The sequence below is a fragment of the Serratia sp. BFP-2025 genome (assembly GCF_050880365.1).
GTDB classification, from domain to species: Bacteria; Pseudomonadota; Gammaproteobacteria; order Enterobacterales; family Enterobacteriaceae; genus Serratia; species Serratia surfactantfaciens.
Genome location: NZ_JBPAFV010000001.1, coordinates 2,719,747 through 2,743,272, shown reverse-complemented (window position 1 = coordinate 2,743,272; position 23,526 = coordinate 2,719,747). Strand labels below are relative to the sequence as shown.

Below are 23,526 nucleotides of genomic sequence, written 5' to 3'. Positions count from 1 at the left end.
GCTCTCAGGCTCCGCCGGCGTTACGGCGGAGCGCTGCTTTAGTCAATGTTCCCCCTCACTTTTCTTCCTGTACACATGGCGTGAGGCTTGATCTCGCTGATTGTTTCGCCATGCTCATCGCTATATCATTAGCTATATAACGATAGTCAACCGGTCACTGCCATGTTTAACTCTCTCCCGCGCCTGCTGTTGGCGCTTGCGTTGTTTTCCACCGCCGCCCTGGCGGATCGCCAGGTCACCGATCAGCTCAACCGCCAGGTCACGCTGCCCGATCACATCACCCGCGCCGTGGTGCTGCAACATCAGACGCTGAACCTGCTGGTGCAGCTTGATGCGATGCCGCAGGTGGTCGGCGTGCTCAGCAGTTGGAAAAAGCAGCTGGGGCCAAACTACCTGCGGCTGGCGCCGACGTTGGCAACCTTGCCGATGCCGGGCGACCTGACTTCGGTGAATATCGAAAGCCTGCTTGGCCTGCATCCGCAGGTGGTGTTCGTGTCCAACTATGCGCCGCCGGAAATGATTGCGCAGATCGAACGGGCGGGGATTCCGGTGGTGGCGATCTCGCTGCGTCGCGAAGCGGCCGATCAGGCGGGCAAAATGAATCCACAGCTGAGCGATGAGGATCGGGCCTATACGTTGGGCCTGCAGGACGGAATTCGCCTGATTGGCGAGGTGATGGAGCGGCAGCCTCAGGCTGAAGCGCTGATCAAGGACGTCATTCAACAGCGCGCGTTGGTCGCCGAACGGCTGCGCGATCTGCCGGAAGACCAGCGGGTGCGGGTGTATATGGCCAACCCCGATCTCACCACCTACGGCGCCGGTAAATATACCGGGCTGATGATGCGGCACGCCGGTGCGCTCAATGTGGCGGCGAAAGATATTCAGGGGTTTAAGCAGGTCTCTATCGAAGATGTATTGCGCTGGGATCCGGCGGTGATCTTCGTGCAGGAGCGTTACCCGGACGTGGTGAAACAGATCCTGACGGCGCCGCAGTGGCAGCCGATCGACGCGGTGAAGAATAAGCGGGTCTACCTGATGCCGGAGTACGCCAAGGCCTGGGGATATCCGATGCCGGAGGCGATGGCGCTGGGTGAATTGTGGATGGCGAAAAAGCTTTACCCGCAGCGTTTTGCCGATATCAATCTGCAGCAACGGGTCGACGCTTATTATCAACGCTATTATCGCGCCACCTGCTGCCAGAGCGGGCAATGAGGCTGGGGTGGCTAGCGCTGCTAACGCTGTGCTGCGCGCTGTTTTCGCTTGGCGTCGGCCGCTTTCAGGTGCCGATGACGCACAGCCTGATGATCCTGCTGGAGCCGTTCACTGGGCAGCATTATGCAGGCATCGACGCCATTCAGCGCCAGGTGATCCTCGGGGTGCGCGTGCCGCGGGTGCTGTTGGCGATGGGCGCCGGCGCGGCGCTGGCCCTGTGCGGCGCGGCTTTGCAGGGCGTCTTTCGCAACCCGCTGGTCGATCCGCATATTATCGGCGTTTCTTCCGGTGCGGCGTTTGGCGGCACGCTGGCTATCCTGCTCAGCCTGCCGTTGGCGGCGCTGCTGTTGTCGGCTTTTGTTTTCGGCATGGCGGCGCTGCTGCTGATTTTCACTCTCACCAGCGCCATTGCGCGGCGCAATATTCTCTCTTTGGTACTGGCGGGGGTGATCCTCAGCGGCTTTTTCTCCGCCTGCGTCAGCCTGATGCAATATCTGGCGGATACCGAAGAAAAGCTGCCGAGCATCGTGTTCTGGCTGCTCGGCAGCTTTGCCACCGCCGATCGGCAAAAGCTGCTGATGCTGTTTGTGCCTTTGCTGTTGGCCGGCGGTTTGCTGCTGGCGCTGCGTTGGCGCATCAATCTGCTGTCGTTGGGCGATGAGGATGCCGGTGCATTGGGCATCAACGTTGAGCGTACCCGCTGGCTGATTTTGACGCTGTGCGCCGCCATTGTGGCCGCCCAAGTGGCGGTCAGCGGCAGCATCGGTTGGGTCGGTCTGGTGATACCGCACGTGGCGAGGCGGCTGGTGGGGCCGGATCACCGGCGTCTGCTGCCGGCTTCGCTTTGCCTGGGTGCCCTGTACATGCTGTTGATCGACGATTTGGCGCGCACGCTGAGCAGCGGTGAAATCCCGCTGGGCATTCTGACCGCGCTGATTGGCGCGCCGCTGTTCGCGCTGCTGCTGCGCCGCGCGCAAGTGAGAGGCTGGCATGACTGACACCTTATTGGCCGCCAGGGAGGTGAGCTTCGCCTGGCCGGGTGAGGCACCGCTGTTCCAACACCTGGACATTCAGCTGCGGCGCGGCGAAGTGCTGGCGGTATTGGGCCCCAATGGGCGCGGCAAGAGCACGCTGCTGCAGCTGTTGTTAGGCAGCCTGACGCCGCAATCCGGCGAGATTGAGCGCTACGGTGAGATTGGCTTTGTCCCGCAGCACTTTTCGCCGCCGTTTGCCTATCGGGTGCTGGATATCGTATTGATGGGGCGGGCGCGCCATGTCGGCCTGTTCCGTTCACCGTCAGCCAAAGATCATCGACTGGCGAGAGAAGCGTTGCAAACGTTGGGTTTACAAGAGCTGGCGGCGCGAGAGTTCGGCAGCCTATCTGGCGGTCAACGTCAATTAGTGATGATCGCCCGCGCGTTGGCGATGCGCTGCGAGGTGTTGATTTTGGATGAACCGACTTCGGCGCTGGATCTGCATTACCAGGATCGGGTGTTGAGCCTGATGGCGCGCCTGGCGCGGGAGCAGCAGTTGGCGGTGGCGTTCTCCACCCATCAGCCCAACCATGCTCATGCGGTGGCCGATCGGGCTTTGCTGCTGGGCAAGGAAGGACGTAGCCAGCTCGGTGCCTGCCGCGAGGTGTTAACGGCGCAATCCCTGTCGCCCTTGTTTGAACTGGCGATCGAACGGGTGCCGTTGACGGTGGCGGGCCGCCGTTACGCGACGCTGGTGCCGTTGTATCGCAGCCAATTGGAGCGACATGATGAGTGATATCCTGCTGTTTGCCGCCGGCAGCCTGCGGCTGGCGTTTGCGCCGCTGCTGTCGGCGTTTCAGCGCGACACCGGGCAAAAGGTCTCGGCGGAATTCGGCCCGGCGGGGCTATTGCGCCAACGGATAGAGAACGGTGAGCGGCCGCAGCTGTTCGCCTCGGCCAACGTGGCGCATCCGCAAAGGTTGGCGGATCTCGGTATCGCGGGCGCGGTGCAGATTTTTGCGCACAATCGGCTATGCGCCACGGTGCGCAACGTGCCGGCATTAACCGAGCGTCCGCTACCTGAGGTGTTGTGCGATCCGCGCTGGCGGCTTGCCACCTCGACGCCGGGAGCCGATCCCTCCGGCGATTATGCGCAGCGGCTTTTCGAACGCTGTGAACAATCCTGGCCGGGGCAAGGGGAAGCGCTGCGCCGGCGGGCGTTGCCGCTGGTTGGCGGGATAGATTCCGCACCGGTACCGGCGGGCCGACTGGCGGCGGAGTATCTGATAGCCAGCGGGCAGGCGGACATTTTTCTCGGCTACGCCAGCTATGCCCCGGCGTTGGCGGCCTACCCGACGTTGGTGGTGCGAACGTTGCCGCCGCCGCTGGACATCGAGGCGGATTACGGCCTATGCCTGCTGGATGAAGAAGCGCAGCGGTTGGCCGCATTTATCTTGAGCGAACAGGGGCAGGAAATATTGAGCCGGCACGGGTTTATGCGGCGCCAGGCATGACTCGCCGGGCCTGACGGCCCGGAGAATCTCACCAAAACAGCGGAGTGGTGTTTTCAGCTAAAAACGCCAGCAGCGTTTCGTTGACCGCCGTCGGGTTTTCTTTGTTGCTGATATGGCCGGCGTTGGGGATCAGCACATGCCGACAGCCGAGAAGATCCGCCATGCGCTGGCCTTCCGTCGGTGGACGCGGTTTATCCTGCGTGCCGGTGATGACGATACTGGCGGCGGTGATGTTTTCCAGCAGCGCCAGCTTGTCGGGGCGACCGAAGATCATCCTGCCCAGCGGCACGATGCTGTCGCGCAGCCGATCGGCGGGCAGGTTCTGCAGGTGGGCCAGCAATGGCTGTGACAGCGCATCGGGCACCTCGTCGGAATAGAACTGCGCGGCGATATATTCCAGCAGAGGCGACGTGATGGCACCGGCCTGTTCCACGGCGGCCAGCATGCCCATATAGCGCTGCCGTGCCTCCGGCGTTTCGTCGCCCAGGTAGCTGTCCAGCAGCGCCAACACTTTCACCCGCTCCGGTGCCAGCGCCGCCAGTTCCGCGCCCCACATGCCGCCGACGGACAGGCCGACGATGCCGAACTCTGCGATATCCAAATGATCCATCAGCGCCAAATGATCGGCGGCGATATCCGACAGGCTGTTTCGCTCAGGCGGCAGCGCCGGGGAGTCGCCGTGGCCCCACAGATCAGGCACGATCAGGCGGTAACGTTTGGCCAGCGCCTCGAACTGCGGTGCCCACATGTTCAGATCGAACAGATAGCTGTGGCCCAGCAGCAACGGAAAGCCTGAGCCCACGTCGAGATAATGCAGGGATTTGCCCATCGTTGGCATCTTGTCGGTTCCTTATATAAAGAGAGTTCGGCTGCTTATATCACACTCATATTCAACCTGCGGTATTAATTTACCTTAAATTACTTAGGTAAACCCTTATTTTTAATTTCTCTTGATAACAAGACGTCAATGAAAGGTGACGCTAAGGATAATATTCTGGTGACGATAAGCGCCTTGGTTTATGCTGGCGCTCCTTTCGGTATGGAATAGATAAACAGGACGTCGCGATGAAAAGACTTTTCAGACTATTAATTATTTTGCTTGCCATTTTGCTGCTGGCGGCGGTGCTGTGGTGGTTTTTCGGGCGCGGCAATCCGAATGCGCTGTGGCAAATCGTCAGCCAACAGTGCGTGCCTAATCAGCAGCAGAACAACGATCCGGCGCCCTGCTTAAAGGTTGATTTAACCGAGGGTTATGTGCTGTTCAAGGATAGCAAAGGCCCTTACCACGATCTGGTGATGCCGACTGAAAAGGTCAGCGGTATCGAGAGCCCGGCATTGCAGACGGAGCACGCACCGCCTTATTTCGCTCAGGCCTGGAATAACCGTGAACATATATCCGGCGAGCTGGGTAAACCGTTAAAAGATGCGTGGATGTCTCTGGCGGTCAATTCGAAATATGGTCGCTCTCAGGATCAGCTGCATATTCACGTTGCCTGTTTGCGCCAGGATGTCTATAACGCGTTGGGTGAGCAGGCGCAGCAATTAGATCAACAGTGGCGGCCGCTGGCGGTGAAATTGGTCGGCCATCAATACCTGGCCAGAAAATTGGCGGGCACCGATTTAACCCAGGAAGATCCTTTCCGTTTGCTGAACAACTATGTGGTCGAACAGGGTGACAGCATCGGTAACTATGGCCTGGCGCTGGCGGTCAGCCCACAGGGCGAGATGCTGCTGTTGGCGAACCGTTTGAAGCTGACCGACCTGAATCTGGGCTCGGCCGGTGAAATTCAGGACTACCACTGCGCGGTGGCGGGGAACTGAGTTTTCTTATCGCTCCCCGTTGTCGGGGAGTGAATCCGTTAAAATACGTTATATCGATCTGTATTAATTACATTTTATTTTATTCTGCGACATCTGCTTGATCCCATCAGAACGTTCGATCTACTATTTGTTTGCACAAGCAAATAAATAATCGAGAGCCATCCGATATGTCTCAACCACGTAAACTTCCTGCTGCACTGGGCATCCATCTGGATGTCACCAACCGTCTATGGCGCACGGCGATGGATCAGTCGGTGAAAATGACCAATCTGACGCGCCCGCATTGGCTGGCGCTGAGTGCGATTGCCGATCTGGGTGATGGCTGCACGTTGAAAGACGTTTCGCAGCATTTGAACGCCGAAGTCTCGACGATGTCGCGCGCGCTGCTGTTTCTGGAAAAAAACCGGCTTATCGCTCGCGATGCCCTGTCCGAAGATAAACGCGCCAAAGGGGTGAGAATGACCGAGGCCGGGCAGGAGATGCTGGCGCAGTTGGATCATTCCAGCCAACAAGCGCGCCAAAAATTGCTTAACGGCATTTCGGCCGGCGATCTGGAGGCTTTTTACCGCGTATTGTTTGGCATCAAGCATAACGCGGTCGCGATGCTCGAACAGGAAAATCTGTTGCCGGACGAGTTTGCGCTGCTTGCGGAGGAACGAGCGGATGCGATGAAACCGGAGGGTGAAGCGTGAACGGCCGCTGGCGGAGAGCACGACAGCTGTGCGTTATCGTGTTGGGGATCTTTTCCTGCCCGGTCTTCGCCAGCCACAATGACCAACAGCTCATCGCACGCGGAAAATATCTGGCTATCGCCGCAGATTGCGCGGCTTGTCACCGCGGCAGCGCCCAACAGGACGCCCCCTATGTCGGCGGTTATGCCATCGCTTCGCCGATGGGCGATATCATCGCCAGCAATATCACGCCCGCCAAGGGGACCGGCATTGGCGACTACAGTGAGCAAGAGTTTCGCCGCGCGTTGACGCAGGGTATCCGGCGGGACGGCCAACCCTTGTATCCCGCCATGCCCTATACCGCTTATCGGGGATTGAGCGATGACGATCTGCACGCGCTGTATCGCTATTTTATGGCCGGGGTTGCCCCGGTCGATCGTGCGGTGCCTGAGACCCAACTGGCGTTCCCTTTTTCCTGGCGTTATGCGATTCACGGCTGGAACTGGCTGTTTCTGGAAAAAACGCCCATCGATGAAGAGCAGAAGAAGGCGCGTGGTCGCTATCTGGTAGATGTTTTGGGGCATTGCTCGGCGTGTCACAGCCCGCGTAACGGGCTGATGGCGGAACGCCGCGATCGCTATCTGGCTGGAGGGGAGGCCGGCGGTTGGATCGCGCCGAATATCACCTCGGATCCCGTCAGCGGCATCGGCGGCTGGAGCCAGAAAGAATTGGTGCAGTATCTGCGCACCGGGCGCAATGACAAAGCCCAGGCGGCCGGCGGCATGGCGGAAGCGGTGGAGCATAGTCTGCGTTTCCTGAGTGACGACGATCTCGACGCCATCGCCGACTGGCTTAAACAGACGCCGCCGATCGTCACCGTGCAAGGAACGAAAGCGGCCTATGACTATCAGGGAGGCGGTGAAGGCCGCGCAGCCGGGCAGGCGTTGTATGCCGCTGCCTGCGCCAGCTGCCATCGCCTGGGCGGCGAAGGCGCCTACGACGGCCATTTTCCTTCTTTGACTCACAACTCCACCGTAGGCAACGAACAGGCCAATAACCTGATCATGGTGATGCTGCATGGCGTGCAGCGTCAGGGGGAGACGCTGAAAACCTGGATGCCGGGATTCGCCGATAGCCTGGATGACCGGCAACTGGCCGAGGTGGGCAATTACGTATTGCAGCAATTCGGCAATCCGGCGGTCAGGATAACGCCGGAGCAAGTGGCTCGGCAGCGGGCGGGCGGTGAAAAACCGTGGTTGATCGCGTCATTGCCTTATTTGTTCTGGGCCGGTGTGTTGCTGGTATTGATCGGCATCGGGACGTGGGTGAAGCGTCGGATGAAGCATTGATTGGGGGGAGGATGGCATGAAGTTCAATCTGAACGGCCAGACGGTCGAATTTAACGGCGAGCCGGATACGCCGCTGCTGTGGGTGATCCGGGAACATTTTAAGTTAACCGGCACCAAGTTCGGCTGTGGTATCGGCGCCTGTGGTGCCTGTACGGTACATGTCGACGGTAAGGCAGTGCGTTCATGTTGCTATCCGCTGCAATTGGTGCGCGATCGGCAGGTGACCACCATCGAAGGGTTGTCCACCGATCGCAGTCATCCGGTGCAGCAGGCCTGGATTGCGGAGGATGTGCCGCAGTGCGGCTACTGCCAATCGGGCATGATCATGGCGGTCAGCGCACTGCTGGCGGAGCACCCGAGGCCGGACGACCGGCTGATAGATACGGGCCTGACCAATCTGTGCCGCTGCGCCACCTACCATCGAATCCGCGCGGCGGTGCATCGCGCCGCCGACAAGGGAGAACCCTAAGCATGGCGATCACCCGCAGAACCTTGATTAAAGGCAGCGCGTTGGCGGTGGCCGCCATGCTGTTGCCGATATCGACGCGCAGCGTGGCGGCCGTGGTTTCGCAGGACGCGGCGCCTCCGGACAACCAGTATGAATTGAACGATTGGATCTGGATCGATCGTGAAGGGCGCATCGTCATCGGCGTGTCGCAATGCGAGGTCGGGCAGGGGATCTATACCGGCCTGGCCGAGGTGGTGGCGGCGGAGATGGATGCCGATTGGGCGCAGGTGACGGTGAAATTCGTCACCGGTCGTGACGCCTACCGTCAGGTTGCCGGGGGCGAGGCTTTTGCACAGTTTGTCGCCGCCTCAACCTCAATGACCAAATTTTATCAGCGCGCCCGGTTGGCCGGCGCGCAGGCGAGAGATTTCTTTCTGCGTGCCGGCGCAAAACATTTTGCGCTCTCACCGCAGCAGTGCCGCACGGAGAAAGGCTGGGTGATTGAAGAGGGCGGGCAACGCAAGGTCGCCTATGGCGATCTGGTGCGCTATGCCGCCGAGCTGCCGTTGGATCCGCAGCCGGGATTGAAGAGCGAGGCGCAAGAGCGGGATGGCTTTATTGGTCAGCCGCTATTGCGGGTCGATACGCCGGAAAAAGTGGACGGCAGCGCGATTTACGGTATTGATATCGACCTGCCTGAGATGCTGATCGGCGTTCCCTGGATGGTGCCCGACCTCAGCGGAAAGCTGGTTGCCGTGCGTAATGAACGACAGGTTCGGGCCATGCCGGGCGTGGTGGATCTGGTGCTGACCCGGCAGTGGTCGATGAACAATATGGTCGGTTTGGATCACGATATGTCGCTCAATACGGTGATCGTGGTGGCGGCGAGCTACTGGCAGGCCAAAAAGGCGGCGGATTTGCTGGAGGTCGACTGGTTGCCGGGGGCAGGACAAGCGCTGACCGACAATGTGATAGCGGCGGAGAATCTGGCGATGCTGGACGGCGATACCTTGGTGTCGGCGATCGATCGCGGTGAGGCGTTGGCGTTGATCCACGACGCTGAGCGGGGGGCGTGCCTGCATGAGGCTCGTTACAGCGCGCCTTATGTGGCGCATGCCACTATGGAGCCTTGCAACGCCACCAGTCATTACGGCGAGGGCCGTATCGAAACCTGGGGCCCTTTCCAGGGACAGGATATGGTGCGCAACGTTCTGGCGAAAATGTTTGGGCTGACGCCCTCGGATGTGGTGGTGAATACGACCTACCTGGGTGGCAGCTTTGGGCGCAAATATCTGCCGGATGCCGTGATGCATGCTACCGCCGCCTCACGGGCGGTAGGAAAACCGGTCAAAGTGATCTATCCGCGCGAGATCGACATGCGGCATGAATACTATCGTCCGGCCTGCATCAGCCATTATCGGGCGCTGTTGGATGAAAACGGCTACCCGCAGGCATTGTGGGCGCGCTATGCCGGGCAGTCGCTCTTCTGGCAAATGCGGCGCGAAACGGTAAACGAGGCCGGTGGATGGGATGAAAGTATGGTGGAGTGCGTTTACAGCACGCCATATCGCATCCCTCACCTGAAGGTAGAGGCCGGCATCGTCGAACAGCCGATCTCCCTGAGCTATCTGCGCGGCGTCGGCAGCGTCGCCAGCCTGTTTTTTTTGGAAAGCTTCATCAGCGAACTCAGCTATAAGGCCAACCGGGATGAGTACCAATATCGGCGGCATCTGTTGCAGGACAACCCGGAAGCGTTGCGTGTACTGGACGCTACCGCGGCGGCGGCAGGTTGGCAGCACGAACCGCCGCCGGGCGTTTATCGCGGTATGTCGTGCAATATTTGGGTCGGCCGCAATAACGCTTTCACCACCTACGTTGGTTTGGTGATTGAAATCGCCATTCAGGAAGGGCGACTGCGGGTGCTCCGTGCGATATGTGCGATTGACTGCGGCAAAGTGATAAACCCGAATCTGGTGCGCGCCAACGTAGAGGGGGGCATCGGTTTCGCGTTGACCACCTGTCTGCACAGCGAACTGCATTTCGAACGGGGCGGCGTGGTGGAAGGGAATTTCGATCGTTATCCGCTGCTTGCGCTCGCTGAAATGCCGAGGGTGGAAGTGGTCGTGCTCGACAGCGCGCGTGCGCCGCAGGGATGCGGGGAAGTGTCGACTGCGGTGGTCGCCCCGGCGATGGCCAGCGCGCTGCATAAGGCTACAGGCAAAACCTATCGTACTATGCCGTTCCCGCGCCGGTTTTCATCCGTTTAACGGCCCGCCGGCGTGGTCAGCCGGCGGCTGCCATGCGGTCAGAGCTTTTTCAGCAATGCCAGCAGTTGCGCTTCGCTTTTTTCTGCCAACCCATCGATCGCCAGCTTGATGATGTCGGAGCGGGTGATGCGCACGATGCCGTTGCGCGCCGCCTGCACGATCACCTCATCGATGGCTTCGATGTGGTTGTCCGTCAGGCTGACGGAAATCGCTTTGTAGGTGCGTTTGCGGCCGGCCGGCTTGGTTTCCGGCGCGGGCGCCGCGACCGGCAACGTGTGCGAGGTGGCGCTGTTGATGAATTCGTCTTCCGACATGCGGTGGGTGGGGGTGCGCTTCTTCACAGGATCACCTCTTTCACCAGGCATTCGATCTCGGCCTGCGCCTTTTCGTTGTTCGCCTCATGCACGGTGATGGCTTCGCCCCAGGCGTCGCGATAAATTTTGCGGTCGCACAGGCGGTTGCCCACCAGGGTGAATTCCGGGTATTCGCTCAGTACCTGCGCCGCTTCGTTGGCTTCATTAATGAAGATATTGGTCGGGCACATGTTCAGCACGATATAACCTTTAACTTTCTCGTTATATTCCTGCGCGGTGGAGAACATCTCCGACAGATAGCCGATGGTGTCGAGATCCATCTGCGAAGGGCGCAGCGGCGAGAGGAACAGGTCGGCGGCCAGCAGGCCGGAGCGCAGTTCGGCGCTGTCGCGGCCGGCGGTGTCGACGATCACGTAGTCGTAATGGCGATCGAGCTCCAGCAGCGTTTCCTTGATTTTGCCCGATGCGGCCACCACCGGAATATGCGGCAATCCCTCGACGTTCTGACGGTCGTTGTACCAGGTCATGATCGATTTCTGGTCGTCGGCATCGACGATGATCGCCGTCTTGCCTTGCTTAAGAATCAGATACCCGGCGATATTCACCGCTTTCGTCGACTTGCCGACACCGCCTTTTTGCGAGCCAATCAGAACAATCATGCTGCCATCTCTCAAGTTATTAAGCTGATAACTTATTAAGTTAATGCGCTTATTAGGTTGATAATCAAACAGGTTAACAAGAACAACTCGCGAACAATATGCACCAACTGCGGCGGCTTGCCAAGCCAGTATGTCGTTAACTGCGCAGCTTATTTTGCGGTGAATTGCCCGGGTGGGTAAGTAGGAATTCTCTGGGAAGTCGCGGAGCGGATAAGAGGATATTAATTTAACAGCTTAATAAGTTATTTTCTTATTAAGCTGTTTTCGGCATTACTTCTTCATCATCGCCTTCAGATTGGCGAACGGATTGTGGGTGGCGACGCCGATGTCTTTCTGGGCGTCTTCACCCGCCACTACCGTGGAACCGTATTGATCGGCCTCGGTGTATTTCGAGTGTTCATGGTCGTGACAATACAGGCACAGCATCTCCCAGTTGCTGCCGTCTTCCGGGTTGTTGCTGTGATCGTGATCGATATGGTGCACCGTCAGTTCGCGCAGGTTGGAATACACGAACTCGCGCGAGCAGCGCCCGCACACCCAGGGGAACAGTTTAAGCGCTTTTTCGCGGTAGCCGGTTTCCAGCTTCGCATAGTTTTTGGGGATGTAGGCCATGGTGGTTGTCCGTCGGGAATCAATATGCGGTAAATAATACCACACTGCATGCGGCTACAACGTGCGGCTCATCACCGTGACGGTTTCACCGGCGACCCGGCGCTGCTCCAGAGGGCGCCAGCCGAGCTTTTGATACAGCGCCTGCTGGTCGGGCGTGTACAGATAGAGCTCGTCGATGCCTTGGCTTCGGCCGTGCTCAATGCAGCGCGCGATCAGACTGCGGGCGATGCCTTGACCGCGGTGCTGCGGGTGGGTGAAGACTTCGCTCAGCCAGTATTGGCGCTCCGGTTTATCCGCCAGCTCATAAAGCGTCAAACTGGCGGTGCCGAGGATCTGCCGTTGCTGCGACAGCGCCAGCAGCACGATGCCCCGATGATGTCCGGGCTCGCTGCGCTCAGCCAGACGCCGGCTGATGGCGTCGCGGTTGCTCCACTGTGCAAAGGCGCCCCATTCCTGATGCAGTAATTCGGCCAGTTCGTCAATGCGCTGACGATGTGCGAGCAGCGGTTCGATATGCATGGTTTGCCCGTTTTTGTTGTCCGTAAGAGAAGCCACTATAGCCGGGGCGATCGGTTAATGAAACGTCTCCATCGCCCAGTCGATAAACGCCCGCAGCTTGCCGCTGAGGTGGCGATTGGACGGATAGACGACATACATCTGTTCCGGCGGCGGCTGCCAGTCGTGCAGCAGGCTGACCAGCTCGCCGGCATCGAGGTGCGGCTGCGCCATAAAACGATAGGTCTGGATGATGCCCAGGCCGGCCAGGCTCGCCGCCAGCAGCGCGTTGCCTTCATTGATGCTGACCGGGTAGCGTTGTTGGATGGCGATCTCTTTGCCGCGTTCGACGTAGCGCTGCGGATGGATGCGGTCGTTGAGCGGGTGGCGATAGTGCACCATCGGAAAACCCTGTTCCAGATCGCACGGGTGGCGGGGCGTGCCGTGGCGCGCCAGGTAGTCTGGGGTGGCGCAGCTGACCCAGTCCAGATCGAACAGGCGCCGCGCGATCAGGCTGGAGTCGGCCAGCGGACCGCTGCGGATCACGCAGTCGGCGCTGTCGCTGATCAAATCGATAACGCGATCGCCGACGCTCAGATCGATCTGTATCTGCGGGTAGCGCGCCAGAAAGTCGGGAAGGGCGGGCAGCAGCAGCCGGCGGGCGGTGCCGCCGCCGGTATCGATGCGCAGCACGCCCTGTGGAGAACTTTGCGATTCGGTCAGGCAGCCTTCCATCTGCTCCAGATCCGCCAGCCATTTCACCGTGCGCTGGTAATAGCATTCGCCCTCACGGGTGACCGAAACGCTGCGGGTGGTGCGCTGGAACAGCTTGGTCTGCAGGTGATCTTCCAGGCTCTGGATCAGCTTGGTGACCGTGGCTTTCGGCATGCCCAGCGACTCGGCGGCGCGGGTAAAGCCGCCGGTTTCCACCACGCGGTTGAACACCCGTATGGCGAGTAAATGATGGTCCATAGGCTCTCAGCGTAGTGCGCCGGCTGCCGCCGGCGCGTGTTTATGCGGGTAAATAATGATTAACACTGTTTAGCGCCAATCACGCCGGCGCGCAAGCTGAGACCGAACACCAGCGCGGCGGAGAGGATCAGCGCGCCGCCGAACAGCATGGCGCTGCTGACGCCCTGCCAGTCCACCACCTCGCCGCCCAGCAATGCGCCGGAGGCCAGCGCGATTTGGACGACGCACACCAGCAGCGCCTGGCCGGCCTCCGGCGCCTGCGGCACCGCGGCGAACATCCAGTTGGTGGCGCACACCGGCACGGCGCCAAAGGCCAGTCCCCAGACCATCACCATCAGCGTGGCGCCGCCGAGGCCGCTGAGCAGCGGTGAGACGATCAGGATGCCCGCCAACATGGCGGCGATCAGGATAAAGGTGGCGCGCAGGCTGTATTCCCCCAGGCGTTCGCCGAGGAACGTGCCCAGCAGGCCGACGGCACCATAGGCCAACAGCTGCAGCGAGATGGCCGACGGGCTGAGCACGAACACCTGCTGCAGCAGGGGGCGCAGATAGGTATAGGCGGCGAAGTGGCCGATGAACAGCAGCACGATGGCGATAAGGCCGATGCGCGCCATCGGCAGGCGCAACGGCAGCACCAGATCGCGCGGCGTGACCGGCCGGGACGGCGGCACCGACGTCAGTAAGCGCAGTTGCGCCAACAGTACGCCGACCGCCAGCGCCGCGCCGCCGAAGAAGGCGGCGCGCCAGCCGAACAGATCGCCGACCAGTGCGCCGATCGGCACGCCGCACACCGCGCCGACCGAAACGCCGCTGAGGATCAGCGCGGTGGCTCGCCCCTGGCTGGCTTCCGGCACCAGATGGCGGCCATAGTTGGCGGCGAACGACCAGAAGCCGCCGACGCAGACGCCCAGCAGCACGCGGCCGAGCAACATCATCGGAAAGTTGACGGCCAGCGCCGCCACCAGATTGGATACCACCAGCAGCAACGACAGCCCCAGCATCAATAAACGCCGATCCAGGCGGCCGGACATCAGGCTCAATGCGGGGGCGGCCACCGCCGCCACGATGCCGGGCATGGTGACCATCAGCCCGGCGCTGCCGGTACTGACGCCGAGCGAGGGGGCGATGTTGGTCAGCAGACCGATCGGCAGAAACTCGGTGGTGACCATGACAAAACAGGCAACCGTCAGCGAGAAGATCGCCAACCACGGGGATGATGCAGGGTTATCTTTATGATTCAGCATAATGCCGCTCTTCTCAGGTGAATGCGCAGGCCGCGCGAGGGGCGCAGCGTGACCGAAATCACAATTTACGGCAGGCGAGAGCGGCGGATAAATCCATTCACGGTGGTTACACTGTTTCTGAGGGGGAATAATCGCCAGCGGCGAGTGGAAACGCGGCTTGCGCCGCGCTGAGGGAAAGGGATAAAACGGCATAAGGTGATGACCGAATGCCGTTTGCGTTTAAAGCCCCGGCGCTTTCCACATGGAGGTGGTCAGGCCGTTATCCACCAGCGTCAGCTGATCGGCGTAAACCTGCCGCCAGTTTTCCTTCTGCTCCTGATACAAGGCGTGGTTGGTCATGTCCGGCTGATGTTCACGCTCCCAGCGCACCAGGCGCTCGCCGGTTTCGGCCAGCGATTCGTACAGCCCGGCGCCGACGCCGGCGGCGATGGCGCAGCCCAGCGCGGTGGCCTCTTTCACCACCGGTACCCGTACCGTCAGCCCGGTGACGTCGCTGAGGATCTGACTCCACAGTTTGCCCTTCGCACCGCCGCCGGCGAACACCAGCGAGCGGGCCTGCACGCCGGAGAAGGCGGCGATCTGCTCCAGATTGCAGGCGGAGACGATGGCGGCGTTCTCTTCCAGCGCGCGGAACAGCGTCTGTTTGTTGCAGCGTTCCGGATCGATCGACAGGTTGATGAACGACGGCGCGGCGTGATACCAGGTTTTGAAATGCATAGCGTCGGAAAAGATTGGCATCACGCCGTAGGCGCCCGGCGGCACTCTGGCCGCCATCTCTTCCAGCAGGCTGTAGGCATCGACGCCCAACCGCTCCGCCAGCAGTTTCTCTTCGGCGCAGAACGCGTCGCGGAACCAGCGCATGGTCAGGCCGGTAAAGAAGCTGATGGATTCCGCCTGCGCCATGCCGGGAATGACGTGAGGATTGATGCGGATATTCATCTCCGGATCGATGGCCGGCTCCGGCAGGTTAACGATTTGCTGCCAGAAGGTGCCGCCGAGCACCGCCGTTTGCCCGGCACGCACGATGCCAAGCCCCAGACTGCCGAGTTGCACGTCGCCGCCGCCCATCACCACCGGGGTGCCGCGCAGCAGCCCGCTCTCCTGCGCCGCCTGTTCGGTGACGCGCCCCAGCACGCTGCCGGTCTCTTTCACCGGCGACAGAATATCTGCGCGCAGGCCGGCCATATCGAGCAGCGCCGGCCGCCAGTCGCGGCTGGTCAGATCCAGCATGCCGGTGGTGCCGGCGTTGGAAGGATCGACCGCCAGCTCGCCGCTCAGCATGTTGGCCAACCAGTCGCTGATCATGGTCAGCGTCGCCGCCTGGCGGTAGATGTCCGGCCGATGGTGCGCCAGCCACAGCAGGCGCGGCATGGCGCTCAACGCCAGCGTCTGGCCGGAATAGTGATACACCTCGCGTTCGAAACCGTGGTTGTGCAGCTCTTTCAGCTCGCTGACTTCGTGGCTGGCGCGCGCATCGACGTTGGCGCAGGCCCAGATCGGCACGCCGTTGCGATCGTACAGAACGATGCCTTCACGCATCGAGCAGCAGGCCACCGCGCGGATCGCCTGAGCGCTCAATCCCGCGCGTTGCATCGCCTGGCGGATGCACTGACAGGCCAACTGCCAGTTGCGGCTGAGGTCGAACTCCATCGAGCCGGGCACGCCCGGCACCGCCAGATGCTGCCACTCCGCCTGGCCGTGCGCGATCTGATTGCCCGCCAAATCGAAGATCACCGCGCGAATACTGCCTGTTCCTGCGTCCAGCGCCATCAAGTAGTTATCCATAGCCTATGCTCTCAGGGGGAGGAGTGTTAACTATAGATGCCGCCGCCTTGCCCCGCCGGGGAAGGTATGGGCACCGCCGGTGCGATTTGTGAGCCATGCGGCAAAATTGCCGTTGCGGCAGGGCAATCGACGGGAATGAACCTATGGTTGGAAAGCGCCATGTTACGGCGCGCCGTTTAAACAAGGAGCTGTCATGCACGTCACATTGGTTGAGATCAACGTTAAACAGGACAAGATCGACGAATTTATCGAGGTTTTCCGCGCCAATCACCTGGGGGCGATCGAAGAGCCGGGCAATCTGCGCTTCGACGTGCTGCAGGATGAGCATATTCCAACGCGGTTTTACATCTACGAAGCCTATCGCGACGAGCAGGCGGTGGCGGCGCACAAGCAGACTCCGCACTATCTGCAGTGCGTGGAGAAGCTGGAAGCGCTGATGACCGGTCCGCGCAAGAAAACCACCTTCATCGGCCTGATGCCGGAATAATCGCCGGATTTTGCCGGTGTCCATACGCCCGGTTTGGCTGTAACCTGCAAGCTAAAGTGAATTTTCAATGGGATAAGCGGGGCGAGGATGACATTGCGCGATCGGCTGTTGGCGCTGTTGGTGGTGGTGATCTGGGGCGTGAATTTCGTCGTGATCAAGTTCGGTTTACAGGGCATGCCGCCGTTTCTGCTGGCCGGAATGCGTTTTTTGCTGGTGGCGTTGCCGGCGATCTTCTTTATCCCGCGCCCGACCATTCCGTGGAAATGGCTGTTGCTGTACGGCATGACCATGAGCTTCGCGCAGTTCGCTTTTCTGTTCGTCGCCATCAAGGTGGGCATGCCGGCGGGATTGGCTTCGCTGGTGCTGCAGGCGCAGGTGTTCTTCACCCTGCTGCTGGGGGTCGTGCTGATGGGCGACAAGCTGCGCGTCAATCATTTCGTCGGCATCGCTATCGCCAGCGGCGGCATGCTGGTGCTGGCGCAGGCCAGCCTGCATAAGCCGGGCAGCGGCGCGGTGCCTCTGGCGGGCCTGTTGCTGACCCTGGCGGCGGCGTTTTCCTGGGCGCTGGGCAACCTGACCAACAAGAAGATCCTGGCCGGTTTCCCGCAGCGTAATATCTTATCGCTGGTGGTGTGGAGCGCGCCGATCCCGGTGGTGCCGTTCCTGGCCTGCAGCTGGCTGTTCGACGGCCCGCAGGCGGTGCTGAGCAGCCTGAGCCATGTGCAGCTCGGCACCTGGCTGGCGGTTGCCTACCTGGCGTTCGCCGCCACGCTGTTCGGTTATTCGGTGTGGGGCAGCCTGCTGGGGCGCTACGAGACCTGGCGCGTTGCACCGCTGACGCTGCTGGTGCCGCTGGTCGGGCTGTTCGCCGCCTGGTTGCTGCTGGACGAAGCGCTGTCGCCGGCTCAGTTCGGCGGCGCATTGCTGGTGCTGGCCGGCATGGCGGTCAATACCTTCGGGCTACCGCGCCGCCGGGCGGCGATCGCGCGTTAAACCGAACAGGGCAATTCTGTTCAATACCGGGTTGGCGCGGCCCGGCACTCTGGTGCCTGTGAATATTTTCTCAGGTGCCTATCATGAACATTTACCTCTCTATGGCCGCGTTTGCGCTGGCGGCCTCCATCACCCCCGGCCCGGTCAACATCGTCGCATTGAGCGCCGGGGCGCAATTCGGCTTTGGCGCGACCCAGCGTCACGTGTTCGGCGCCACGCTGGGGTTTACCCTGTTGTTGGTGCTGCTGGGATTGGGCATGCACCAGTTGCTGATCCTGTGGCCGGCGTTGACCCGCTTGATCCAGTGGGCCGGCGTGGCCTTCCTGCTGTTTATGGCTTATCGCCTGGCGTTTGATGATGGCAATTTGGGCCGCGGCGCGGCGCGGCCGCCTTCCTGGCGCTACGGTGCGCTGATGCAATGGCTGAACCCCAAGGCATGGCTGGCGTCGGTGGCCAGCCTCGGCGCCTTTGTCGGCGACGGCGATTGGCTGCTGCTGTGGCAGTTCGCCGGGCTCTACTTCGTGATTTGCTATGCTTCGGTGGCCTGCTGGGCCTATGTCGGCGCGATGCTGCGCGGCCTGCTCAGGCAGGCGCGCAACGTGCAGCGTTTCAACCGCGCGATGGCGCTGCTGTTGGCGGCCAGCGCCTGCTATCTGCTGGCTGAGGGTTTTTGATACTGGCCCGGCGTGGCGGCCAACAGCTGTTTGAAGGTGCGCTGAAAGTGCGCCTGATCGGCAAAACCGCTTTCGCTGGCGGCGGCGGCGATCGGCAGGCCGCTTTTCAACAGGCGGTGGCCGTGCTGCACGCGGCGATTGACCAGATAGGCGTGCGGCGTCATGCCGTAACGCTGGCGGAAGGCGCGGATCAGGTAAGAGGGCGACAGGGCGGCGGCGCGGCAAATGTCTTCCAGCGTCAGTGCCTGGGTGCAGTGCGCGTCGATGAACGCCGCCGCCGCTTCCAGCCGGGGATGCGGCGTTGTTTCGGGATGGCGGATGTCACCCAGCGCGCGCAGCAGGGCGCTGAAATACTCCACCATGGCGATCTGCTTTTCCAGCGCGCCGCACTGCGGAGTCGTCAGTAGCGCGTACAGCCGGTTCAGGCCGCTGAACAGCTCTGGATCGCGGCTAAGCGGTTGGCTAAAGGGGACAAAACGGTCGCCGTCGCCGCCGAGCAGTTCCTGCTGCAGTGCGCCGATCCAGGCGAGATCGAGATAGAACATGATGTACGACCAACGGCGGTCGGCTATCGGGTTGCAGGCATGCGCCTGCTGCGGGTTGATGATCACCAGATCGCCGGCGCCGACCTGCATGCGCCGCTCGCCGTTGACATAGGTGCTGATGCCGCCGGTGATGGCGCCGATGGAAAAGAATTCGTGGCTGTGCAGGCTGTAGCACACCTGGCGGCCATCCTCGATGGCGCGTGCTTCGACAAACGGCAACTGCGGATCGCGCCAGAACTGCGGCGTTTTTTCACTCATACGCTTTCCTTTTCACTGCGGCGGCATCACAGTGTTATAGCCTGAAAGCGACGAGAGGGGGAATGGCGGATGATGATTTTTAACGTGTTCGGCCGCCTGGTGGGCGTGAAGCGCATCGGGGACGAATGGCGGCTGTTCCGCGTGACGCTGCCGGAGCGCAAGTATTCCCCCAACTACGATATCGTGCTGCCGGCCGAACTGCGCGAAGAGGAGATCGCCGGCTATCTGGGGGATATCTATCACGAGGCGGCGACGCCGCAGCGGCCGGACGTGTTTCGCGTCGAATAGCGCGGCGCGTTACTCTTCCGTATTGCGCGCCATCATCCGGCGTTGGTGCTCCTCGCTGGCGGCCTGGATCTCTTCCAGCACCGAGCCGACGTCGGCGCGCTTCTGGATTTCGCTGAACCGGCCGCTGAGCACGCTGTCCGGCGTCAGGTTGCCTTCCTGATACAGCGCCCAGATCTCTTTGGCGTATTGGCTGTCGCGCAGCTCCGGTGCGAACTGACCGTAATACTCCGCCAGATTGCCGATATCGCGCTCGAACATGCTTTTGGCGTGGTTGTTGGCGGCGGCGTCCACCACCTGCGGCAGATCGATGATCACCGGCCCGTCTTTATCCATCAGCACGTTGAATTCCGACAGGTCGCCGTGCACCAGCCCGGCGCACAGCATGCGCACCGCGTAGTTCATCATCAGGGCGTGATCGGCGCGCGCCTGTTCCGGCGTCAGGGTAACATCGCTCAGGCGCGGCGCCACCAGGCCTTCTTCGTCGGTGATCAGCTCCATCAGCAGCACGCCGTCCAGGCAGATATCTGGCTGCGGCACCCGCACTCCGGCCTTGGCCAGCAGATACAGCGCGTCCACTTCGGTGTTTTGCCAGGCTTCCTCTTGCTGCTGGCGGCCGAATTTGGAGCCTTTGCTCATGGCGCGCGCGTCGCGGCTGTTGCGCACCTTGCGCCCTTCCTGATAGTGAACGGCCTGCTTGAAGTTGCGCTTCTCGGCCTCTTTGTACACTTTGGCGCAGCGGATCTCATCGCCGCAGCGCACGATAAACACGTCGGCTTCTTTGCCGCTTTTCAACCGGCGGATGACTTCGTCGATTAACCCGTCATCAACCAGCGGCTGGAGTCGTTTTGGAATTTTCATGCAGCCTTGTACCCTATTTAGGCTCCGGTGTGAATGGCTTGCGCAGTTGATAGCGTAAGTTAGACCCGAAAGGCAAACATTAGTTTTGCCGCCGCGTCATCATTACGCGGCGGCGGGCGCTCACAGGCTGGCGGCCGGCACCCAAACGCTGACGCTGCCGGCATTGACCGGGAAATGGGCGCTGCCCTGATCGTCGGTAGTGATTTCTTCCTGGCGGTTGCCGAGGAAATCGCGCCAGGCGGTGTGCGCCAGATCGGCGCCGAGCGCGACCGTCTTGCCGCTCTCGCCGCCGTTGGTCAGCACCACCACGCAGCCGGGGGCCTCGGCGGTGCCGGCGCGGCTGAAGGCCACGCAGTGGCTGTCGTCGAAGTAGTCGGTTTGTGGGCCGTTGGCGAAGCGCTGGCGAGCGGCGATCAGTTTCTCCAGCTCCGGGATCGCCGGCATGTCTATTTGGTATTCGCCGCCGTCGCGCCCTTTGTCGCGGTAGCTGGCGCCATACAGGTCTGGGTAAAACACGCAGGGCACGCCCTGTTCGCGCAACAGGATCAGCGCGTAGGCCAGCGGTTTGAACCAGGGTTCCACCGGCGCTTCCAGCGACTGCAGTGGCTGGGTGTCATGGTTGGCGACCAGCGTCACCGCATGGGCCGGAGCGGCGGCGGTCAGGGTATCGGTGAAGATCTGTGCCATGTCGAAGCCGTCGCCCTGTTTCGACGCCTGATGAAACTTCAGGTGCAGCGCCACGTCGAACAGCATCACCTTACCGTCCACCAACTCGATGTATTGTTGCAGCGCGCTGAGATCGTGCGACCAGTATTCGGCAACGATAAACAGGTCGCGTTGCGCACTGCCGCGCACGTGATCCGCCCACTCTTTGAAAAACCAGGCGGGAATGTGTTTGGCGGCGTCGAGGCGGAAGCCGTCGCACGGCAGGCTGTCCAGCAGCCAGCGCGCCCAGTATTTGAGCTCCTCCGTCACGGCGGCGTTGCGGAACTCGACGTCGGCGCCCATCAGATAGTCGTAGTTGCCTTTCTCGTCGTCGACCTGATTGTTCCAACCGTCGTCGCCATAGTCGTTGGCGATTTTGAATACCCCTTTGTCGTCCGGTTGCTCAACGTAGTCGACGCCGCCGAAGCATTTGTAATCCCAGATGAATTCGGAGTGCATGCCCCGGCGGCCGGGGAAGGTGAAGCGGGTATAGGCCAGCGCGTCGAAGCCCTGGTCGTCGATGTTATTGCGGTTGTTGGCATCCACTTTGAACACGTGTACCCGTTCTTTTTCGTCCGCGCCGAGCTTGTGGTTGAACACCACGTCGTAGATCACCCTCACGCCGTGTTCGCGCAGGGTAGTGGCGGCATGTTCGAGCGCCGCCCTGTCGCCGTATTTGGTGGCCACGCTGCCTTTCTGGTCAAATTCGCCCAGGTCGAACAGATCGTAAGTATCGTAGCCGACGGAGTAGCCGCCGGAAGCGCCCTTATAGGCGGGCGGCAGCCACAGGGCGGTGATGCCCAGTTCGGCGAGGTGCGGGGCGCGTTCGGCGGCCTCCCGCCACAGTTTGCCGCCGTCGGGGTAATACCAGTGGAAAAATTGCAGCAGGGTGGTTTTTTGCGTCATGAGCCAGCGTCCCGGTTAGCCAGAAGGAGAGGAGCAGTTAAAAGCATGGGCTACTTTTGGCAAAAGGGTAAATGACGCAGAGAGAAGAGCGGGGGCGGAAGGAAATATGTAACCGACCTTAACGAGATAGCGGTGAAGTTGTCGCTATCAATCTTTTTGATTATTCATTTTTATTATTATTTTTCAATTGGATGTGTTTTGTTTTCTTTGTTGTCTCTATTCTTGTTGTTTTTGCGCCCTTTTTTATTTGATTTTTATTTCAATTTTAATTGATTATTTAATATTTAAATTCAATTTATCGTTATTTATAAGTTTAAAATTCTGTTTAATGAAATGTTTTGACATATCCGCTCACGCCGTTGGTTATTCATTCGCAATTATTTATGCGTTATCGTTATGTTCTAAATTAGGTAACACTATCAACCAATAATCTGTCGCAACGCAGAGCGAACGAGAGAGCACAGAGGAGCATAACGCCGTGAACATCAGGGATTTCAGAGCATTGGCGCGCAGTTTGGTCAGAGAATTCGGCATGTTGAACAAGCAGAGCAACGGCTCGCGCTTTTCGCCGCTGCAGATCCATCTGATGATCGAAGTCAGCGAGCAGCCGCTCGGCGTCACGGAGTTGGCGGCCCGATTGTGCATTGACAAGGCCAGCGCCAGTCGGGCGTTGCGCAGCCTGGTCGCCGCCGGCGTGATAGAGACGGTGGATCATCCGGATGACAAGCGGCACAGCCTCCATCGGTTGAGTAAACCGGGCGGCAAGACGCTGGCCGGCATCGAGAACGACGCCGACGGTTTTATGCAGGCGGCGCTGGCGCAGTTGGACGACGATGAGCTGGCGAGCACCACTGCGGCGATGAAAAAGATGACCGCGGCGCTGCGCAGCGCGCGCAAACAGCGCGACGCCAACCTGCGGGTACGGCCGATCGCCGCGCGCGACGATGCGGCGATGGCGGCGATCATTCGCGGCGTGTTTCGCGAGTACGGTATGGACAAGATGGAGGGGGTCAGCCTGCACGATCCGGATCTCGATCGGTTGACCGGCCTGTATCGCGACAACGGCGGCCGCTATTGGGTGCTGGAGCGGGACGGGCAGGTGGTGGGCGGCGTCGGCATGGCGCCGCTGGCCGGCGAAGAGCCCGGCTATTGCGAACTGCAGAAACTGTTCTTCAAACCCGGCGCGCGCGGATTGGGCATGGCGCGCCATATGGTGGTGCAGGCGCTGAAGGCGGCGCGGGCGGCGGGTTATCGCTACTGTTACCTGGAAACCACCGAGCAGTTGAAAGAGGCGATCGGGTTGTACTACGCGCTCGGTTTCACGCTGCTGACGGAGCGGCGCGGCAATACCGGCCACCACGGTTGCAACGTGTGCATGCTGAAAAATCTGCAGAACGACGATATGTGAGCGGTTTCAAGGTTAGCGCCCGCGCCTTGTGTCACCCTGTTAACCGTTTGATAACAATCATAACGTT

General features: G+C 60.7%; 25 protein-coding genes. 14 read left to right on the top strand and 11 right to left on the bottom strand.

From position 1 onward, the window contains the following. Positions 1 to 162: 162 nt before the first annotated feature. Genes ACRAWE_RS13115 through ACRAWE_RS13100 form a run of 4 tightly spaced genes read left to right on the top strand, consistent with a single transcriptional unit; the run spans position 163 to position 3,700 of the window. Positions 163 to 1,212: an ABC transporter substrate-binding protein gene (locus tag ACRAWE_RS13115; protein WP_432525454.1), complete on the top strand. Its 1,050-nt coding sequence runs from the start codon at positions 163 to 165 to the stop codon at positions 1,210 to 1,212. Then, on the top strand, positions 1,209 to 2,210 hold the full coding sequence (locus tag ACRAWE_RS13110; protein WP_019453927.1) for a FecCD family ABC transporter permease: 1,002 nt from the start codon (positions 1,209 to 1,211) through the stop codon (positions 2,208 to 2,210). The genes ACRAWE_RS13115 and ACRAWE_RS13110 overlap by 4 nt, the downstream gene beginning before the upstream one ends. Further along, a complete protein-coding gene (locus tag ACRAWE_RS13105; RefSeq protein ID WP_432525453.1) occupies positions 2,203 to 2,982 on the top strand; it encodes an ABC transporter ATP-binding protein in 780 nt (259 codons plus the stop codon). The genes ACRAWE_RS13110 and ACRAWE_RS13105 overlap by 8 nt, the downstream gene beginning before the upstream one ends. Then, positions 2,975 to 3,700 (top strand): substrate-binding domain-containing protein, encoded by a 726-nt coding sequence (locus ACRAWE_RS13100; protein WP_080356215.1) that lies wholly within the window; start codon positions 2,975 to 2,977, stop codon positions 3,698 to 3,700. Before ACRAWE_RS13105 ends, ACRAWE_RS13100 begins: the two co-directional genes overlap by 8 nt. Positions 3,701 to 3,728: 28 nt before the next feature. On the opposite strand, the gene ACRAWE_RS13095 is transcribed toward ACRAWE_RS13100, so the two are convergent. Next, entirely contained in the window at positions 3,729 to 4,529 is an 801-nt protein-coding gene (locus ACRAWE_RS13095) for an alpha/beta fold hydrolase (protein WP_432525589.1), read from the bottom strand. 236 nt (positions 4,530 to 4,765) lie between these two features. Between ACRAWE_RS13095 and ACRAWE_RS13090 the strand changes: the two genes are divergently transcribed. From ACRAWE_RS13090 to ACRAWE_RS13070, 5 genes are all read left to right on the top strand, one after another. Then, entirely contained in the window at positions 4,766 to 5,521 is a 756-nt protein-coding gene (locus ACRAWE_RS13090; protein WP_025160012.1) for a CDP-diacylglycerol diphosphatase, read from the top strand. 167 nt (positions 5,522 to 5,688) lie between these two features. Then, complete coding sequence (locus ACRAWE_RS13085) at positions 5,689 to 6,213, top strand: MarR family winged helix-turn-helix transcriptional regulator (RefSeq protein WP_025160011.1); 525 nt, start codon at positions 5,689 to 5,691, stop codon at positions 6,211 to 6,213. Beyond that, on the top strand, positions 6,210 to 7,541 hold the full coding sequence (locus ACRAWE_RS13080; protein WP_432525451.1) for a c-type cytochrome: 1,332 nt from the start codon (positions 6,210 to 6,212) through the stop codon (positions 7,539 to 7,541). Before ACRAWE_RS13085 ends, ACRAWE_RS13080 begins: the two co-directional genes overlap by 4 nt. A gap of 16 nt (positions 7,542 to 7,557) precedes the next feature. After that, positions 7,558 to 8,010: a (2Fe-2S)-binding protein gene (locus ACRAWE_RS13075; protein WP_309531005.1), complete on the top strand. Its 453-nt coding sequence runs from the start codon at positions 7,558 to 7,560 to the stop codon at positions 8,008 to 8,010. A gap of 2 nt (positions 8,011 to 8,012) precedes the next feature. Then, complete coding sequence (locus tag ACRAWE_RS13070; RefSeq protein ID WP_432525450.1) at positions 8,013 to 10,256, top strand: molybdopterin cofactor-binding domain-containing protein; 2,244 nt, start codon at positions 8,013 to 8,015, stop codon at positions 10,254 to 10,256. Between the two features lie 38 nt (positions 10,257 to 10,294). Here the strand turns inward: ACRAWE_RS13070 and ACRAWE_RS13065 are convergent, their stop codons facing one another. The 7 genes from ACRAWE_RS13065 to lsrK all read right to left on the bottom strand — a co-directional run bounded on the left by ACRAWE_RS13065 (position 10,295) and on the right by lsrK (position 16,337). Beyond that, a complete protein-coding gene (locus ACRAWE_RS13065; protein ID WP_042783920.1) occupies positions 10,295 to 10,597 on the bottom strand; it encodes a hypothetical protein in 303 nt (100 codons plus the stop codon). Then, the gene (locus tag ACRAWE_RS13060) at positions 10,594 to 11,229 is read right to left on the bottom strand and encodes an AAA family ATPase (RefSeq protein WP_019453916.1); all 636 of its coding nucleotides are present in this window, start codon (positions 11,227 to 11,229) and stop codon (positions 10,594 to 10,596) included. The genes ACRAWE_RS13065 and ACRAWE_RS13060 overlap by 4 nt, the downstream gene beginning before the upstream one ends. 270 nt (positions 11,230 to 11,499) lie before the next feature. After that, positions 11,500 to 11,841 carry an HNH nuclease YajD gene (yajD, locus tag ACRAWE_RS13055; protein WP_004939576.1) on the bottom strand — a complete coding sequence of 114 codons (342 nt, stop codon included), beginning with the start codon at positions 11,839 to 11,841 and terminating at the stop codon, positions 11,500 to 11,502. Positions 11,842 to 11,895: 54 nt separating this feature from the next. Next, positions 11,896 to 12,360, bottom strand: coding sequence for a GNAT family N-acetyltransferase (locus tag ACRAWE_RS13050; protein WP_432525449.1), 465 nt, complete (start codon positions 12,358 to 12,360; stop codon positions 11,896 to 11,898). Positions 12,361 to 12,414: 54 nt separating this feature from the next. Continuing rightward, positions 12,415 to 13,308 (bottom strand): LysR family transcriptional regulator, encoded by an 894-nt coding sequence (locus tag ACRAWE_RS13045; protein ID WP_063918970.1) that lies wholly within the window; start codon positions 13,306 to 13,308, stop codon positions 12,415 to 12,417. A 59-nt stretch (positions 13,309 to 13,367) separates the two neighbouring features. After that, positions 13,368 to 14,552, bottom strand: coding sequence for an MFS transporter (locus tag ACRAWE_RS13040; protein ID WP_063918971.1), 1,185 nt, complete (start codon positions 14,550 to 14,552; stop codon positions 13,368 to 13,370). A gap of 219 nt (positions 14,553 to 14,771) precedes the next feature. Beyond that, positions 14,772 to 16,337, bottom strand: coding sequence for an autoinducer-2 kinase (gene lsrK, locus ACRAWE_RS13035; RefSeq protein WP_019453907.1), 1,566 nt, complete (start codon positions 16,335 to 16,337; stop codon positions 14,772 to 14,774). Positions 16,338 to 16,530: 193 nt separating this feature from the next. On the opposite strand from lsrK, the gene lsrG reads away from it, so the two are divergent. The 3 genes from lsrG (at position 16,531) to ACRAWE_RS13020 (ending at position 18,491) form a co-directional block, all read left to right on the top strand. After that, positions 16,531 to 16,824: a (4S)-4-hydroxy-5-phosphonooxypentane-2,3-dione isomerase gene (gene lsrG / locus ACRAWE_RS13030; RefSeq protein ID WP_019453906.1), complete on the top strand. Its 294-nt coding sequence runs from the start codon at positions 16,531 to 16,533 to the stop codon at positions 16,822 to 16,824. Between the two features lie 87 nt (positions 16,825 to 16,911). Further along, the gene (locus ACRAWE_RS13025) at positions 16,912 to 17,817 is read left to right on the top strand and encodes an EamA family transporter (protein WP_025160008.1); all 906 of its coding nucleotides are present in this window, start codon (positions 16,912 to 16,914) and stop codon (positions 17,815 to 17,817) included. A gap of 83 nt (positions 17,818 to 17,900) precedes the next feature. Next, positions 17,901 to 18,491, top strand: a complete 591-nt coding sequence (locus ACRAWE_RS13020) for a LysE family translocator (RefSeq protein ID WP_197667334.1) — start codon at positions 17,901 to 17,903, stop codon at positions 18,489 to 18,491. Here ACRAWE_RS13020 and ACRAWE_RS13015 read toward each other — a convergent pair. Beyond that, complete coding sequence (locus tag ACRAWE_RS13015; RefSeq protein WP_063918976.1) at positions 18,467 to 19,294, bottom strand: AraC family transcriptional regulator; 828 nt, start codon at positions 19,292 to 19,294, stop codon at positions 18,467 to 18,469. The genes ACRAWE_RS13020 and ACRAWE_RS13015 overlap by 25 nt on opposite strands. Positions 19,295 to 19,363: 69 nt before the next feature. Here ACRAWE_RS13015 and ACRAWE_RS13010 point away from each other — a divergent pair, with 69 nt between their 5' ends. After that, positions 19,364 to 19,582: a DUF7661 family protein gene (locus tag ACRAWE_RS13010; protein ID WP_019453902.1), complete on the top strand. Its 219-nt coding sequence runs from the start codon at positions 19,364 to 19,366 to the stop codon at positions 19,580 to 19,582. Positions 19,583 to 19,591: 9 nt separating this feature from the next. Here ACRAWE_RS13010 and ACRAWE_RS13005 read toward each other — a convergent pair whose 3' ends face one another. Next, entirely contained in the window at positions 19,592 to 20,440 is an 849-nt protein-coding gene (locus ACRAWE_RS13005; RefSeq protein WP_019453901.1) for a PA4780 family RIO1-like protein kinase, read from the bottom strand. 120 nt (positions 20,441 to 20,560) lie between these two features. Beyond that, positions 20,561 to 22,051, bottom strand: a complete 1,491-nt coding sequence (amyA, locus tag ACRAWE_RS13000) for an alpha-amylase (protein WP_432525448.1) — start codon at positions 22,049 to 22,051, stop codon at positions 20,561 to 20,563. 502 nt (positions 22,052 to 22,553) lie between these two features. Here amyA and ACRAWE_RS12995 point away from each other — a divergent pair. Further along, positions 22,554 to 23,459 carry a bifunctional helix-turn-helix transcriptional regulator/GNAT family N-acetyltransferase gene (locus ACRAWE_RS12995; protein WP_084799111.1) on the top strand — a complete coding sequence of 302 codons (906 nt, stop codon included), beginning with the start codon at positions 22,554 to 22,556 and terminating at the stop codon, positions 23,457 to 23,459. The last annotated feature ends 67 nt before the right edge of the window (positions 23,460 to 23,526 follow it).